Source organism: Polaromonas sp. YR568, from assembly GCF_943369415.1.
Lineage (GTDB): Bacteria > Pseudomonadota > Gammaproteobacteria > Burkholderiales > Burkholderiaceae_C > Polaromonas.
This window is the reverse complement of record NZ_CALRNF020000041.1, coordinates 14,658-29,426: the sequence shown is the minus strand read 5'-3', so window position 1 is coordinate 29,426 and position 14,769 is coordinate 14,658. Positions and strand designations below refer to the sequence as shown.

Sequence of the window (14,769 nt, the reverse complement as noted above, 5' to 3'; positions counted from 1 at the left end):
GGCGCAGGCGCTACGATAGCGCCCATGCTCAACAAGCCGCGCATCCTTGTGGTCGAAGACGAGTCCGGCATCGCCGACACGATCCAGTACGTGCTGGCCACCGACGGCTTCGCGCCGGTGTGGTGCAGCACGGCCCAGCAGGCTTTGCAGGAATTTGCCGCCGAGACGCCGGCCCTGGCCATCCTGGACGTGGGCCTGCCCGACCTCAACGGCTTTGAATTGTTCAAGCGCCTTCAGGCCCTGCCCGGCGGCGCACAGGTGCCCATGCTGTTCCTGACGGCCCGCAGCGACGAGATCGACCGGGTGGTCGGCCTGGAGCTCGGCGCCGACGACTACATCGCCAAACCCTTTTCGCCGCGCGAACTGGTGGCCAGGGTTCGCGGCATCCTGCGCCGCAGCGTCCGGCCGCCGGCCGCGCCGCAGGCCGTTGCCTCGCCTCCCGCCGCGTCAGCCGCCTTCGCCACGCCTTTTGTGCTCGACGAAGAGCGCCGCCAGATCCGCTTTTATGGCCGCACCCTGGAGCTGTCGCGCTACGAGTACGGCATCCTGCGCCTGCTGGTGCTCAAGCCCGGCCGCGTCTACACACGCGACGAGCTGCTGGACAAAGTCTGGGAAAACGGCAGCGGCAGCCTGGACCGCACGGTGGACGCGCACATCAAGACACTGCGCGCCAAGCTCAAAGCCGTGGTGCCGCACACCGAGCCCATCCGCACCTCGCGCGGCTCGGGCTACGCGCTGGCCGAAGACCTCCCCGCCCCGTGACCAAAAGAAACCGCATCTTCATCGGCATCCTGCTGATTTATGCGGTGGGCATCGCCTTCATGCTGTACCGCGTCGTGGCGGACATCGACCCGCGTTACCGCGAGTCCGCTGAAGAGTCGCTGGTGGAAAGCTCGCACCTGCTGGCCACCCTGGTCGAGCAGGACGTGCGCGCCGGCGCCATCGACACCGCACGGCTGGAGCCCTTGTTCAAATCGCTCTACGCGCGGCAATTTCTCTCGCAGATCTATTCGGTCACCAAAACCCGGGTCGAACTGCGCGCCTATGTCACCGACCGCTCGGGCCGGCTGCTGTTTCATTCGCTCGGCCAGGCGCCGGGGGCCGACTTCTCGCAGTGGCGCGACGTCAGCTACACGCTGCGCGGCGACTACGGCGCGCGCACCACCCCCGACGTCGAAGGCGATCCGCTCAGCTCGGTGATGTACGTGGGCGCGCCCATCCGCTGGAACAACGAGATCATCGGCGTTGCGGCGGTGGGCAAACCCGTGACGAGTTTTGGGCAGTTCGTCTCGGCCGCGCGCGAGAAAACCCTTTACGTCGGCCTGGTGTCCGTGCTCGCGGTGCTGCTGCTGGCGGTCATCGTGTCGGTCTGGCTGGTCCGGCCCTTCGGCCTGATCGCCGACTATGTGCGTTATGTGCGGGCCCAGCGTTCGCTCAACCTGCCGCGGCTGGGCCGGCGCGCGCTCGGCGTCATCGGCGCGGCGTACGACGAAATGCGCGACGCCCTGGCCGGGCGCAACTATGTGGCCGACTACGTGCAGACGCTGACGCACGAAGTGAAGAGTCCGCTGTCGGCCATCCGCGGCGCGGCCGAGCTGCTGCAGGAGCCGGGCATGCCGCAGGCCGAGCGCGAGCGCTTCCTGGCCAACATCAGCCGCGAGACCGGGCGCATCCAGGAGATGGTGGACAGGATGATGGAACTCACCGCGCTGGAGACGCGGCGTTCCCTGGACAATGTGGCGCCGGTGCCGCTCAAGCCCCTGCTCGAAGAGCTGGCCGGCGCCGCGCAGGACGCGGCCGCGCCGCGCGGCATCCGCGTCAGGGTCGATGCGCCGGAAGACGCGGCCGTGGAAGGCGATGCCTTTTTGCTGCGGCGCGCCGTGAGCAACCTGCTGGACAACGCCATCGACTTCTCGCCCGAGGGCGGCGAGGTGGCCTTGTCGCTCCATGGCAGCGCACGTATCGTGCGCATCCAGGTGCGGGATCACGGGCAAGGCATCCCGCAATACGCCCAGGACAAGGTGTTTGAAAAGTTTTATTCACTGGCCCGGTCCCACTCCCGCAAAAAAAGCACCGGCCTGGGCCTGGCCTTCGTGAAAGAGATCGCCTCGCTCCATCACGGCCGCATCGAGCTGGCCAACGCGCCGGGCGGCGGGGCGCTGGCCACGCTCTCGCTGCCGCGCGCGGCCATGTAGCCGGCGGCCGCCGCGCGGCTTTTCACGCAGGCTTCACACAGGCTTCCCGAAAGCTTCAAACCGCCTTCCCGGGCGCCGCGGATGCTTGGCTTCGTGCACTGTCGCACGCCTGCCAAGGAGCTTTTATGGAACCAACCCTGTCCCCACATGCCGCCGCGGCGCGCTGGCTATGGGCCGCCACGGCGACTGTCGCCACGGCCGCCTGCTTTGTCACCCTGGCGATGCGCCCGGCATGCGCCCAGGAAACCAGGGATGGCGCCGCCCCGCGGCAAAAAACCGAAAGCCCCTACTTCTTCGTCAAGAGCGACGAGCCCGGCCTGGACCAGCTTCCGCTCAAATCCACCCAGGTCGACGTGCGGATTTCAGGCGTCATCGCCGACGTCACCGTCACGCAGCGGTACAAAAACGAGGGCCGGCGCGCCATCGAAGCGCGCTATGTGTTCCCCGGTTCCACCCGCGCCGCCGTCTACGGCATGAACGTGCGCCTGGCCGACCGGCTGATCACCGCCAACATCCGCGAAAAACAGCAGGCCCGCATCGAATACGACAGCGCGAAGAAAGAAGGCAAGACCGCCGCATTGCTGGAGCAGCACCTGCCCAATGTGTTCCAGATGAATGTCGCCAACATCCTGCCGGGCGACGACATCAAGGTCGAGTTGCGCTACACCGAGCTGCTGGTGCCGCAGGCGGGCAACTACCAGTTCGTCTTTCCCACGGTGGTTGGCCCGCGCTACAACAGCCCCCAGTCCGGGCAGGCGCAGGCGCAGTGGATCAGCAAACCCTATCTGCCGGCCGGCCAGGATTCCGCCACGGCCTTCGACATCAAGGTGCAGATCGCCACGCCGATCGGCCTGAAAGAGGTGCGCTCAAATTCCCATGCCGTCGACGTGAAAAAAGACGGGGAAGGCGACCGGCACGCCAGTGTGTCGCTGCGCCCCGGCAGCGACGCAAAAAGCGGCAACAACCGCGACTTCATCCTCGACTACCGGCTGGCCGGCGAACGCATAGAGTCGGGCGTGATGCTCTACCAGGGCGACAAGGGCAACGGCGAAAACTTCTTCCTGGCCATGATCGAGCCGCCAAAGCAGGTCGCGGTGCAAACCATCAATCCGCGCGACTACATCTTCGTGGTGGACATCTCGGGCTCGATGCACGGTTTTCCGCTGGAAACCGCCAAGGTGCTGCTGCGCGAGCTGATCGGCAGCCTGCGCCCCAGCGACACCTTCAACGTGATGCTGTTCTCCGGCAGCAACCGGCTCCTGAGCCCCAAATCCGTGCCCGCCACCCAGGCCAATATCGAGCAGGCGATCCGCACCATCAACGAGATGGGCGGCGGCGGCGGCACCGAGCTGATCCCCGCGCTCAAGCGCGTCTATGCCGAGCCCAAGGCCGCGGACGTCTCGCGCACCGTGGTGGTGGTCACCGACGGCTACGTGTCCGTGGAGCGTGAAGCCTTCGAGCTGGTGCGGCGCAACCTCTCGCAGGCCAATCTCTTTTCCTTCGGCATAGGCTCCTCGGTGAATCGCCACCTGATGGAGGGGCTGGCCCGTGCCGGCATGGGCGAGCCCTTCATCATCACGCAGCCGTCCGAGGCGCAGGCCGAAGCCAGGCGCTTTCGCAAGATGATCGAGTCGCCCGTGCTCACCGGCGTGAAGGCCCGCTTCGAGGGTCTTGATGTCTACGACATCGAGCCGGCCCAGTTGCCCGACGTGCTCGGCGAGCGCCCGGTCGTGGTGTTCGGCAAATGGCGCGGCCCGTTGAACGCCGGCAGCCAGGTGGTCATCGAAGGCCACGGCGCCGGCGGCCCTTACCGCAACGCCGTGCCCGTGCCGGCTGCGGGGCAGGACATGGCTGCGCTGCGCTACCTGTGGGCACGCCACCGCATTGCCGGCCTGTCGGACCAGGAATCGCTGGAAGGCGGTGACGCCCATCGCCAGCGCATCACCGAACTCGGCCTTCAGTACAACCTGCTGACCCAGTACACCAGCTTCCTGGCCGTGGACCAGGTGGTGCGCAACACACAGCCCCAGGATGCCGCCGCCGTGAACCAGCCGTCGCCCCTGCCCCAGGGCGTGAGCGACCTGGCCATAGGCGCCGAAGTGCCCGGCACGCCCGAGCCCGCCACCTGGGGCGCCGTGATCGTGCTGCTGTCCGTGCTGGCCTTGCTGGCGCGCCGCGAACGGCAGCAGCGCAGGGACAGGCGCGAGGGCGCCGCCCGTTTCACCGCCTGAACATGCCCAAGCCCTCAAGGAGAAACGCCATGGCGCTGCCCCATCTGATCCGCTTTCCCCGCATGCTTCCCCGGCATCTCGTGCCTCGCCTGTTGAGCATGCCCGCCTTCGTGCGCTGGGGCATCCGCATCGACACCGCGCCGGCCGGTGTGTGGTTGGCCCTGCTGGCCGCCGCCCTCTGGCCGGCCTGGCTCTGGATGGGTAGGCGCATGCTGGATGGCTCGGACGACCCGCTCGGGCTGCTGGCGCTCGCCGCGTTGGGCTGGCTGGCCTGGCGCAGCCGCCGCAGGCTTCGCGCCGCGCCTCCGCTGGGCTGGCTCGCCGTGGCACTGGCCGGCGCCTTGCTGGCAACCGCCGCGCACGGCATGCTGCCGCCGCTGGCGGCGTCACTGCTGGCATTGCTGGCGCTGGCCGCGGGACTTGCGGCTTTTCTGCCCACCACCGTGGCGGCGGCGCCCATGTTCGGCCTGTCGGTGCTGGCCTTGCCGCTGCTGGCCTCGCTGCAGTTTTACGCGGGCTTTCCGCTGCGCGTGATCACCGCCGAAGCCAGCCGCTGGCTGCTGATGGCGAGCCACGCGGTCGAACGCAGCGGCGCCAGCCTGCGCGTGGACGGCCACCTGGTCATCGTCGACGCGCCCTGCTCGGGTGTACAGATGGCCTGGTTCGGCTACTTCACCGCCTGTGTGGTCACGCTTTACCTGGCGCGCGGCAACCGCGCCTTTTTTACCCGCCTGCCCGCCGTCAGCGTGCTGGTGCTGGGCGGCAACATCGTGCGCAACACCATGCTGGTGGCGGCCGAAGCCTCGGGCCGGCACCTGCCGGGCTGGGCCCATGAAGCCGTCGGCCTGATCGTGCTGGCCGGGGTGTGCGGCGCCATTGCCTGGGTGATGAGCCGGCCCGAAAGGAATCGCCATGTTTGAAAACAGCTTCGTCAACCGTGTGCTGCACAAGACGCTCTGGGCGGGGCTGCTGCCGGCCTGCATGTTGTGGAGCGCCTTCGCCGAGCTCTCCCGGCCGGCCGACACGGTGCAGCCACAGCAGCGTGCAGGCCGCGAGCTGCCCGCGCAGTGGCAGGGCGCGCCGCTGCGGCCACTGGCGCTCAGCGAAGTCGAGCAGCGCTTTGCCCGGAATTTTCCCGGCAGCCTGGCGCGCTTCGCCATCGAGCCGCGCCACGGCGGAACAGCGCCCGCGGAGGGCGGCGGCGCCGACGGGTCAATCGATGCGGGAGGCTGGCAGGTGCTGGTGCTGCGCGGCGTCGACAAGCCCACCCGCATGCTGCATCCCGCGGCCGACTGCTACCAGGGCCTGGGCTACCGCATCGCGGCCCAGCAGCTGGAGCTTGATCGCCAGCGGCAGCTCTGGCGCTGTTTTGAGGCCACGCGCGGGCAAGCCGGCAGCGGCCAGCGCCTCAGGGTGTGCGAACGCATCGTCGACGCCAACGGCCAGGGCTTCACCGACACCTCGGCCTGGTACTGGTCCGCCGCCATGGGCCGGTCGCAAGGGCCCTGGCAAGCCATCACCGTCGCAAGGACGTTGTGAAGCCGCGCCGGGCAAACCTCTGGCTCTGGGTGCCGCTGGGCGTGCTGGCCCTGCTGCTGGCGGCACTCCTGGCGCTCTACGGCGCGGCCAGGGCCGTGCTCGCCCCGCTTCCAGGGGAGTGGGCCATACCGCTGCGCGCCGGCCCCGTGCAACTGCAGGCCGGTGTGCCGTCGCTGATCCGGCTGGCCACCGCTCCGTGGGTCGGGCCGCTGCTGCAGGGGCGGACCGTGCCGACGCGCGCCGGGCCGGTTCACATGACATGGCTGCCCCATAGCCAGGCGCTGGCGTTGCGCTGCGCGCCGTGCAAGGTGCAGGCGCCCGGGCTGGGCAAAGATCCCCTTGCCTTCGACGAAGTGCAACTCACCGTGCGCCGGCGCGGCGGCTCGCTCGATGGCGAAGTCAGCTCCGGCAAGCTGCGCGCCACATGGCATGGCGAACTGGCGCACGACCAGCTGCGGCTGCGCCTGCAGTTGCCGATGACGCCCGTTGCCGACGGCTACGCGCTGTTCAGCGCCGCCATCCCTGAAGTCGCGCAGGCCCGCATCGAAGGCCGCTTTGCACTGCAGGCGACCTTGGTCCTGCCGGGCGCGAGCCTCAGCGTTGTGCCGCAAGTCGAAGGTTTTCAGGTCAGCGGCCTGGGTACCGAAGCGCTGGTCACGGCCCGCTCGGCCTGCGGCAATAGCGCCGGCCGCCTCACCACCGGCAGCTGGCTCGCGCGCGCCGTGGTGGCCGCCGAGGACCAGCGGTTTTATGAGCATGGCGGCTTTGACCTGGCCGAACTCGCCGCTGCACTGGCGCGCAACCAGGGCGCGGGGCAGGACGGCCGTATCGAGCGCGGCGGCAGCACGCTGCCGCAGCAGCTGGCCAAGCTGCTCATCACCGGCGGCGAGCGCAGCCCCGTGCGCAAGCTGCGCGAGTTGCTCTACGCGGTCGAAATGGAGCGGACGCTGGGCAAACCGCGCATCCTGCAGCTCTACCTGGCACACGCGCCCTGGGGCCAGGGTCTTTGCGGCGCCGAGGCCGCGTCAAGGCGCTACTTTGGCCGCGCGGCCCACGAACTCAGCCCCACGCAGGCCGCCTGGATGGCCGCCATGCTTCACAACCCCGGGATGGAGGCACGGCGCTGGGCCGAGACCGGACAGATCAATGTGGCGCGCACGCAGTGGGTGATTCAGGGGATGCGTCCCATGCCGGTGCGGCAGCGCATCCGGCTGGCCGAAGAGGCGGGGCGGCAGGCCTGGCCGGCGCCGGCCTGCGCGCCGTGAGGTCTTCTCAGGAACCGGCCAGCCGCAAGCCTTCGCGCGCAGCCTGCTCAGGGTCCGCCGCCAGCGTCACCGCGCTGACCACCGCCACGCCATCCACGCCGCAGGCGATCACGCCGTCCATCAACGCCAGCGAGATACCGCCTATCGCCACCACCGGATAGGGCGCGGCATCCTGCGCCCACAGCTTCAAACGCTCCAGCCCCACGGGCTCATAGGGCATCACCTTGAGTGTGGTCGGGTAGATGGGGCCAATCGCGAGGTAGGACGGCTGCACCGCCTTGGCCCGCGCCAGTTCGGCCGGCGTGTGCGTGCTCAGGCCCAGGCGGATACCCGCGTCACGCAGCGCATCGATGCCCGCCGTGTCCAGGTCTTCCTGGCCCAGGTGCACGCCGTAAGCGCCGTGGTCCAGCGCGAGCTGCCAGTGGTCGTTGATAAACACCTGCGCGCCCGGCACGCCGCGCGCGGCCGCTATCGCGGTGCGAACTTCCCACGCGATGTCTTCCGCATCATGGTCGGCCGCCTTGATGCGCAACTGGATGGTGCGCACGCCCCAGTCCAGCAGGCGCTGCACCCAGCGGGCATTGGGCACGACGGGGTAAAAACCGATGGGGCCGGTGAGGGGGTTGAAAGAATTCATGGTGACCTCAAGCGCTATGCCAGAACGGCACGCCGACGGTGGGAGTGGACGCCTGCGCCGCCGCGCGCTCCGGCATGGGTGTGGATTCATACGCTGCACGGCCCGCCGCCACGCCGTCGGCAAAGGCGCGCGCCATGCGCACCGGGTCGCCGGCCTGCGCAACCGCGGTGTTCAGCAGCACGGCGTCAAAGCCCAACTCCATCACCTGGGCCGCGTGCGAGGGCCGGCCCAGGCCGGCGTCGACCACCAGCACCGCATCGGGCAAACGCCGGCGCATGGTTTCGAGCGCGTAAGGATTGAGCGGCCCGCGGCCCGTGCCTATGGGCGCGGCCCAGGGCATCACGGCCGCGCAGCCCGCCGCATGCAGGCGCTGCGCCATCACCAGGTCGTCGGTGGTGTAGGCGAACACGGAAAAGCCATCCTTGGCCAGCGTGGTCGCCGCTTCCAGCGTCGCCACCGTGTCGGGCTGCAGCGTGTAGTCGTCGCCAATCACTTCCAGCTTGATCCACGGCGTGCCGAAAATCTCGCGCGCCATCTGCGCCAGCGTGATGGCTTCTTCGGCGCTGTGGCAGCCGGCCGTGTTGGGCAGGATGCGGCAGTTCATGGCCTGCACACGCTGCCAGAAGCTGTTGCCGCCGCCGCTCTCGGGCTGCAGGCGGCGCAGGCCCACGGTCAGCACCTCGGTGCCGCTGGCGCGCACCGCATCGCCCAGCACCTGCGGCGAAGGGTAATGCGAGGTGCCCAGGAAGAAACGGCTGGAGAGTGTGACGCCGGCGACGGTCCAGGGACTGCCGTGGGCGATGGGGGAAGAAGCGGTGCTGGTGTCCATTCAACCTCCTGTTATAGGTGTGACGATGTCGATTCGGTCGCCGTTTTGCAAACCATGCGCCGGCCACTTCGGACGCGGCACAAAAGTGCTGTTCACCGCGCAGGCAAACGCGCCCTGCAGCTGATAGCCGCGCGCCAGCAGCAAAGCCTGCAAAGTGGCCGCGTCGGTTTCAATGGCTTCGCCGTTCAGTGAGACCTTCATGGAAATTCCCGGTGTTGTCATGTCATTCATTGTGCTGTCCCCAGCAACTGATGGACGAGGCCATCCACCAGCGCCGGCGCGCACAGGTAGCCGTGGCGGTACAGGCCGTTGATATGCCAAACGCCGTTTCGTTGCAGCACCGTGGGCCGGTGGTCGTCCAGCGCCGGGCGTAACGCTGCGGCCAGGCGCAGCACACGCGCCTCGCCAAAAGCCGGGTGCAGGCTGTGCAGCGCGCTGCCCAGCTCGAGCGTGGAGCGCAAGGTCACTGGCCCCGTGTCTTCCGATTCAAGCTCGGTCGCGCCGACCACGAACTGGTGGTTGGGGCGCGGCGCCACATAGAGCTGGTAGCGCGGGTGCATCAGGCGCACCGGGCGCTTCAAAGTCACGCCGGTGCACTCAACTGTGAGCACCTCGCCGCGCACGCCGCGCAGCTGCGGCCAGCTCCCTTTGGCGCCGACACCGCGCGCATCGACCGCGACATCCACGGTACACGCCTGGCCCGCGCAGACAATGCGCCCCTCTTCCACGCGGTCCACCGCCTGGCCTTCAAGCCACGTGCCGCCCAGCCGGTCTATCTCCACCGCGAGCGCGGCCATCCACTGGTCGTTGGCCAGCTGGCCCTCGCCGTCCAGCATCAGGCCGTTGCCAAAGCGCCCGGCCAGCGCCGGCTCGGCATGCGCCAGTGCGGCCGCATCCAGCGTATGCACCTGCGCGCGCGCGGCTTCGGGCAGCTTGTGCAGCAGCAGGCCGGTGAAATGCGCGAGTGAGCTCTGGTCAGGCGCGTGTGCGACCACCAGCGTGCCTTCGCGCCGGAAATACACCGGCAGGCCTGCATCGGCCAGTTCACTTATCCACTGCGGCCACAGCTGCATCGAGCGCTGGCCCAATGCGAACACGGCGTCGTCGGATACCGCGAGTTCGGCCAGCGGCGACAGCATGGCCGCCGCCGTCATGGACGCCGTGGCCACGTCGCCGCGGCTGCGCGCATCAAACAGGCTCACGCGGCAGCCGGCGCGCAGCAGGCGCCAGGCCAGCGTGCGGCCGGCCAGGCCTGCGCCTGCGATGCCGATGCGGAGGGTTTTCATGGTTTCACTCCCTCCCCCGCTGGGGGAGGGTTGGGGTGGGGGCCAGCGGCGGATGAAAAAGAGGCGTCCATTGGAATTCGGGGAGCCCTCACCCTAGCCCTCTCCCAGAGGGAGAGGGAATGGAGAAGAGGGAGAAGGGAACAAGAGGGCATTACGTCAAGAATAGATCTCGCTGCCACCCTCACGAAACTCCCTGGCTTTTTCCTCAAAGCCGCTGTGCACCTGCTTGATCGCGATCACGCCGGGTGCGGCCAGCGTCGTGGTGGCCGGGTTGAGCCGCGCGAACTCGCGCACCTCCTGCGAGATTTTCATCGAGCAGAACTTCGGCCCGCACATGGAGCAGAAATGCGCCACCTTGGCATTCTCTTTGGGCAGGGTTTCGTCGTGGTAGGCCATGGCCGTGTCCGGGTCTATCGCCAGGCGGAACTGGTCTTCCCAGCGGAACTCGAAGCGCGCCTTGGACACCGCGTTGTCCCACATCTGCGCGCCCGGGTAACCCTTGGCCAGGTCGCCCGCATGCGCGGCGATCTTGTAGGCGATCAGGCCCTGCTTCACGTCGTCGCGGTTCGGCAGGCCCAGGTGCTCCTTGGGCGTCACGTAGCACAGCATGGCCGTGCCGTACCAGCCGATGTTGGCCGCGCCCATGGCCGAGGAGATGTGGTCGTAGCCCGGCGAGATGTCGGTGATCAGCGGGCCCAGCGTGTAGAAGGGCGCCTCGAAGCAGGCCTCCAGCTGCTTGTCGACGTTTTCCTTCACGAGCTGCAGCGGCACGTGGCCCGGGCCCTCGATCATCACCTGCACGTCGTGCCTCCAGGCGATCTGCGTCAGCTCGCCCAGCGTGTGCAGCTCGGCGAACTGCGCCTCGTCGTTCGCGTCGGCAATCGAGCCCGGGCGCAGGCCGTCGCCCAGCGAGAAGCAGACGTCATACGCTTTCATGATCTCGCAGATCTCTTCAAAGCGCTCGTACAAAAAGCTTTCCTTGTGGTGCGACAGGCACCACTTGGCCATGATGGAGCCGCCGCGCGAAACGATGCCCGTCAGGCGGTTCGCCGTGAGCGGCACATAGGCCAGGCGCACGCCGGCGTGGATGGTGAAGTAGTCCACGCCCTGCTCGGCCTGCTCGATCAGCGTGTCGCGGAAGATTTCCCAGGTCAGGTCCTCGGCCTTGCCGTTGACTTTTTCCAGTGCCTGGTAAATCGGCACCGTGCCGATGGGCACCGGCGAGTTGCGCAAAATCCATTCGCGGGTTTCGTGGATGTTCTCGCCGGTCGAGAGGTCCATCACGGTGTCGGCACCCCAGCGTATCGACCACACCAGCTTGTCAACTTCCTCCTCAATGCTCGAGGTGACCGCCGAGTTGCCGATGTTGGCATTGACCTTGATCAGGAAGTTGCGGCCGATGATCATCGGCTCGCTCTCGGGGTGGTTGATGTTGTTCGGGATCACCGCGCGGCCGCGCGCCACTTCGTCGCGCACGAACTCGGCCGTGATCTCTTTCGGGATGGACGCGTTGAAGGAATGGCCTTTTTTCGGCATGCGCTCGGTCGCCAGGCGTTCGGCCAGCTGCGCGCGCACCAGGTTTTCGCGCACCGCGATGTATTCCATCTCAGGGGTGATGATGCCTTTGCGCGCGTAATGCATTTGCGAAACGTTGGCGCCGGCTTTGGCGCGGCGCGGCACGGGCGCATGCGCCATGCGCAGCGCGGCCAGCGCCGGGTCGTTCAGGCGTTCGCGGCCGTAGGCGCTGCTGATGCCGGGCAGGGCTTCGGTGTCCTGGCGCTCGTTGATCCAGGCGCCGCGCAGCGGCAACAGGCCGCGGGTGATGTCGATGGGCGAGGCCGGGTCGGTGTAGACGCCCGAGGCGTCGTACAGGCGCAGCGGCGGGTTGGCTTCGCGGCGCGGCTCACCGGCGCCTTCGTGCACCAGCGTGTCGGTCAGCGTGACTTCGCGAAAAGGCACGCGGATGTCCGGACGCGAGCCTTCGATGTAGATTTTTGCCGACCCCGGAAACGGCGCGCGCGTAATGCGGCTCGTGAGGTCTTGGGTGTCAACGGTGAGTCGGGTTTTGGCCATGTGGTTCTCCAGGAGGTGGGGTGCCTGCTGGGGAGCCGGAGGGTCCATGGGCGGCGTCTGTGGGGTGCCGCTACGGAATACCGGAGCCAATTGCGTTGTTCCCTACGCGGGGATAATCCCGATCAGGTTCAGCGGGTCTCGCATACTGCGATCTCAGCCTTGGTATTCCTTACGAAACATCCTTGGCACCCCGACAAGCTGGGGCCATTGTAGGCAGGCAGCGCACCCATGGCAAATGTCCCCGGTCAATCACCGCGATTTCGTCCCGCCTCTCCCTTCAAGCGGGGGGGCCGCGGAACTGGCTTTGCCAGGCCGCAGGCGCCGTCCCCTGCAAGGGGAGAGGGGGCTACACGCAGTGAGCCCCAACAGGGGTTAGGGTAAATTTTCCCGGAAGATCACCTGGCTGCGCACCGCGTCGACCCCGCTCATCACATCCCGCCCATCGCGCAGGTTGGTGAACATGCGCACGCAGCTCATCATGGCCGACTGCGGGCTCTGCGTGATCACCGCGTCCATGCTGCCGTCTATCAGCATGGCGCGCGTGTCCGGCGTGAGGCCGTGGCCGATGAAGACCACCTTGTGCTCGCGCCCCATTTCCTTGAGCGCGCGCGCCACGCCGTCGGAGGCGCCGCCTATGTTGTAGATGCCGGCGAGGTCCGGGTATTGCTCCAGCAGCGTGCGCGTCTGCTCGTAGTTCTTCTGCGCGTCGTCCTGGCCTTCGCGCAGGCCCACCACCTGCAGTGTGGGAAACATTTCCTCGATCACATGCAGGAAGCCGGCCTCGCGCTCCTCATGCGCGCGGTAGCTCAGCGAGCCGGCGATCAGCGCCACCTTGCCGCCGCGCGCGCCGGGCGCGATGAAGCGGCCCACCAGGTAGCCCGCCGTGCGCCCGGCGGCGCGGTTGTCCAGGCCCACATAACCGGCGCGCCGCGAGCCCGACAGGTCCGAGATCAGCGTGATGGCGGGCACGCCTTTTTCGGCCAGCTCGCTGACGGCCTCGCGCACCGCCGGGTGTTCCAGCGCCATGAACGCGATGCCCTCGCTGCGCTTGCCCTGCTGAAGCAGGCTGGCGGCCAGCTGCTGCGGGTTGAAGCTTTCAAACAGCTCCGTGCGGCACTTCACGTTGAAGGGCGTCAGGTGTTCCTGCGAATAGCCCACCGTGTCGCCCAGCATGCGGATAAAGCGGTTGCTGCCGTCGGGCAGCAGAAAGGTCAGGCGCATGGGCGGCGCCGCCAGCGCGGCATAGAGGCCCGTCTCCGGCAGGTAGTCCATCTCGGCTGCGGCCTTGAGCACCTTTTGTGCGGTGGCGCCGCGCACGCCGGGGCGCTGGTTCAGCACCCGGTCTACAGTGGCGGTGGACACACCGGCGGCCCGCGCAATGTCGACCACGCGTGCCCGCTGCTGCGGCCCTTGCAATCCATCAGGGATAACCCTCATACATCAAAATCCATCATTATTCTCGTTTGACGATTGAATACCCTGCGCCTATCGTTGCGCTGCTTTCACCCAATGATGCATCAAAACGCATCAAAACAAAACTGGAGACAAACCATGACCGAAGTCACCCGCCGCAGTGTGCTGCGCACCCTGTCCGCCGTTCCTGCCGCCGGCATCGCCGCCGCCCTGCCCTCCATGGCCCGCGCCGCCGAGTTCTCCTACAAGTACGGCAACAACCTGCCCGTCACCCACCCGCTCAACATCCGCGCGCAGCAGGCCGCCGACCGCATCCTGAAAGAGTCCAACGGCCGCGTCGAGATCAAGATCTTCCCGAACAACCAGCTGGGCGGCGACACCGACATGCTGGCCCAGGTGCGCTCAGGCGGCATCGAGTTCTTCACGCCCTCCGCGCTGGTCATCGCCACGCTGGTGCCCGTGGCCGCCATCAACGCCGTGGGCTTTGCCTTCAGCGACTACAACCAGGTCTGGGGCGCCATGGACGGCAAGCTGGGCGCGCACGTGCGCGAAGCCATCAGCAAGAGCCGCCTCTATGCGTTTGAAAAAATGTGGGACAACGGTTTCCGCCAGACCACCAGCAGCAAGGCGCCGGTCAACACCGCCAAGGACATGGACGGCCTGAAGATCCGCGTGCCGGTGAGCCCGCTGTCCATCTCCATGTTCAAGGGCCTGGGCGCCGCGCCCGCCAGCCTGCAGTTCAGCGAGGTGTATTCCTCGCTGCAGACAAAAATCGTCGACGCGCAGGAAAACCCGCTGCCCATCATCCAGGTCGCCAAGCTCTATGAAGTGCAGAAGTTCTGCTCGCTGACCAACCACATCTGGGACGGCTACTGGTTCATCGCCAACGGCCGCGCCTGGGACAAACTGCCCGCCGACCTCAAGACCATCGTGGCGCGCGCCATCAACGAAGCCGGCCTGCAGCAGCGCGACGACATCAAGAAACTCAACGAAACCGTGGTCGCCGATTTGCAATCCAAGGGCCTGGCCATCAACCGCCCGACGGCCGACAGCTTCCGCGCCAAGCTGCGCGAGGCTGGGTTCTATTCCGAGTGGAAAGAGCGTTTTGGGGCCGAGGCCTGGGGCTTGCTGGAACAATCCGTCGGCAAGCTGGCGTAACGGGCTCTCCCGTCATCCTCCCTCTCCCTCTGGGAGAGGGCAGGGGTGAGGGCCAGCGGCGATAACCAGGCCCCGCCCTCATCCAGGCGAAGAGACCCTCATCCCAACCTTCTCCCGGAGGGAGAAGGAGCAAGACAAACTGC

The 14,769-nt window shown here is 67.5% G+C and carries 13 protein-coding genes and 1 riboswitch; of the genes, 7 read left to right on the top strand and 6 right to left on the bottom strand.

What is annotated here, in order from left to right; genetic code table 11:
* The first annotated feature begins 24 nt into the window (after positions 1–24).
* The 6 genes from creB (at position 25) to ACLV74_RS21650 (ending at position 7,230) form a co-directional block, all read left to right on the top strand.
* Positions 25–762 (top strand): two-component system response regulator CreB, encoded by a 738-nt coding sequence (gene creB, locus ACLV74_RS21675; RefSeq protein ID WP_411881488.1) that lies wholly within the window; start codon positions 25–27, stop codon positions 760–762.
* A complete protein-coding gene (creC, locus tag ACLV74_RS21670) occupies positions 759–2,195 on the top strand; it encodes a two-component system sensor histidine kinase CreC (RefSeq protein ID WP_411881487.1) in 1,437 nt (478 codons plus the stop codon). Before creB ends, creC begins: the two co-directional genes overlap by 4 nt.
* Positions 2,196–2,320: 125 nt before the next feature.
* A complete protein-coding gene (locus tag ACLV74_RS21665) occupies positions 2,321–4,426 on the top strand; it encodes a VIT and vWA domain-containing protein (protein WP_411881486.1) in 2,106 nt (701 codons plus the stop codon).
* A 29-nt stretch (positions 4,427–4,455) separates the two neighbouring features.
* Positions 4,456–5,346, top strand: coding sequence for an exosortase Q (gene xrtQ, locus ACLV74_RS21660; RefSeq protein ID WP_411881485.1), 891 nt, complete (start codon positions 4,456–4,458; stop codon positions 5,344–5,346).
* Positions 5,339–5,965 (top strand): hypothetical protein, encoded by a 627-nt coding sequence (locus tag ACLV74_RS21655; RefSeq protein WP_411881484.1) that lies wholly within the window; start codon positions 5,339–5,341, stop codon positions 5,963–5,965. Before xrtQ ends, ACLV74_RS21655 begins: the two co-directional genes overlap by 8 nt.
* Entirely contained in the window at positions 5,962–7,230 is a 1,269-nt protein-coding gene (locus tag ACLV74_RS21650; RefSeq protein ID WP_411881483.1) for a biosynthetic peptidoglycan transglycosylase, read from the top strand. The genes ACLV74_RS21655 and ACLV74_RS21650 overlap by 4 nt, the downstream gene beginning before the upstream one ends.
* 7 nt (positions 7,231–7,237) lie before the next feature.
* Here ACLV74_RS21650 and thiE read toward each other — a convergent pair whose 3' ends face one another.
* The 6 genes from thiE to ACLV74_RS21620 form a co-directional block, all read right to left on the bottom strand.
* Positions 7,238–7,867, bottom strand: coding sequence for a thiamine phosphate synthase (gene thiE / locus ACLV74_RS21645; RefSeq protein ID WP_411881482.1), 630 nt, complete (start codon positions 7,865–7,867; stop codon positions 7,238–7,240).
* 7 nt (positions 7,868–7,874) lie between these two features.
* Positions 7,875–8,696, bottom strand: coding sequence for a thiazole synthase (locus ACLV74_RS21640; RefSeq protein ID WP_411881481.1), 822 nt, complete (start codon positions 8,694–8,696; stop codon positions 7,875–7,877).
* On the bottom strand, positions 8,697–8,927 hold the full coding sequence (thiS, locus tag ACLV74_RS21635; protein WP_411881480.1) for a sulfur carrier protein ThiS: 231 nt from the start codon (positions 8,925–8,927) through the stop codon (positions 8,697–8,699).
* Positions 8,924–9,982, bottom strand: coding sequence for a glycine oxidase ThiO (gene thiO / locus ACLV74_RS21630; protein ID WP_411881479.1), 1,059 nt, complete (start codon positions 9,980–9,982; stop codon positions 8,924–8,926). The genes thiS and thiO overlap by 4 nt, the downstream gene beginning before the upstream one ends.
* Before the next feature lie 156 nt (positions 9,983–10,138).
* Positions 10,139–12,055: a phosphomethylpyrimidine synthase ThiC gene (thiC, locus tag ACLV74_RS21625; protein ID WP_411881478.1), complete on the bottom strand. Its 1,917-nt coding sequence runs from the start codon at positions 12,053–12,055 to the stop codon at positions 10,139–10,141.
* Between the two features lie 82 nt (positions 12,056–12,137).
* Positions 12,138–12,258: riboswitch (TPP riboswitch) on the bottom strand.
* A 169-nt stretch (positions 12,259–12,427) separates the two neighbouring features.
* Positions 12,428–13,492, bottom strand: coding sequence for a LacI family DNA-binding transcriptional regulator (locus ACLV74_RS21620; protein ID WP_411881477.1), 1,065 nt, complete (start codon positions 13,490–13,492; stop codon positions 12,428–12,430).
* Positions 13,493–13,606: 114 nt separating this feature from the next.
* Between ACLV74_RS21620 and ACLV74_RS21615 the strand changes: the two genes are divergently transcribed.
* Complete coding sequence (locus tag ACLV74_RS21615; protein ID WP_411881476.1) at positions 13,607–14,626, top strand: TRAP transporter substrate-binding protein; 1,020 nt, start codon at positions 13,607–13,609, stop codon at positions 14,624–14,626.
* Positions 14,627–14,769: the final 143 nt, after the last annotated feature.

Excerpts from the sequence above, each read along its gene's own strand:
- ACLV74_RS21655 (WP_411881484.1), top strand. The coding sequence starts at position 5,339 with ATGTTTGAAAACAGCTTCGTCAACCGTGTGCTGCACAAGACGCTCTGG.
- thiC (WP_411881478.1), bottom strand. The coding sequence starts at position 12,055 with ATGGCCAAAACCCGACTCACCGTTGACACCCAAGACCTCACGAGCCGC.
- xrtQ (WP_411881485.1), top strand. The coding sequence starts at position 4,456 with ATGGCGCTGCCCCATCTGATCCGCTTTCCCCGCATGCTTCCCCGGCAT.
- ACLV74_RS21615 (WP_411881476.1), top strand. The coding sequence starts at position 13,607 with ATGACCGAAGTCACCCGCCGCAGTGTGCTGCGCACCCTGTCCGCCGTT.
- thiE (WP_411881482.1), bottom strand. The coding sequence starts at position 7,867 with ATGAATTCTTTCAACCCCCTCACCGGCCCCATCGGTTTTTACCCCGTC.
- ACLV74_RS21640 (WP_411881481.1), bottom strand. The coding sequence starts at position 8,696 with ATGGACACCAGCACCGCTTCTTCCCCCATCGCCCACGGCAGTCCCTGG.
- ACLV74_RS21620 (WP_411881477.1), bottom strand. The coding sequence starts at position 13,492 with ATGAGGGTTATCCCTGATGGATTGCAAGGGCCGCAGCAGCGGGCACGC.
- thiS (WP_411881480.1), bottom strand. The coding sequence starts at position 8,927 with ATGAATGACATGACAACACCGGGAATTTCCATGAAGGTCTCACTGAAC.
- thiO (WP_411881479.1), bottom strand. The coding sequence starts at position 9,982 with ATGAAAACCCTCCGCATCGGCATCGCAGGCGCAGGCCTGGCCGGCCGC.
- creB (WP_411881488.1), top strand. The coding sequence starts at position 25 with ATGCTCAACAAGCCGCGCATCCTTGTGGTCGAAGACGAGTCCGGCATC.
- ACLV74_RS21665 (WP_411881486.1), top strand. The coding sequence starts at position 2,321 with ATGGAACCAACCCTGTCCCCACATGCCGCCGCGGCGCGCTGGCTATGG.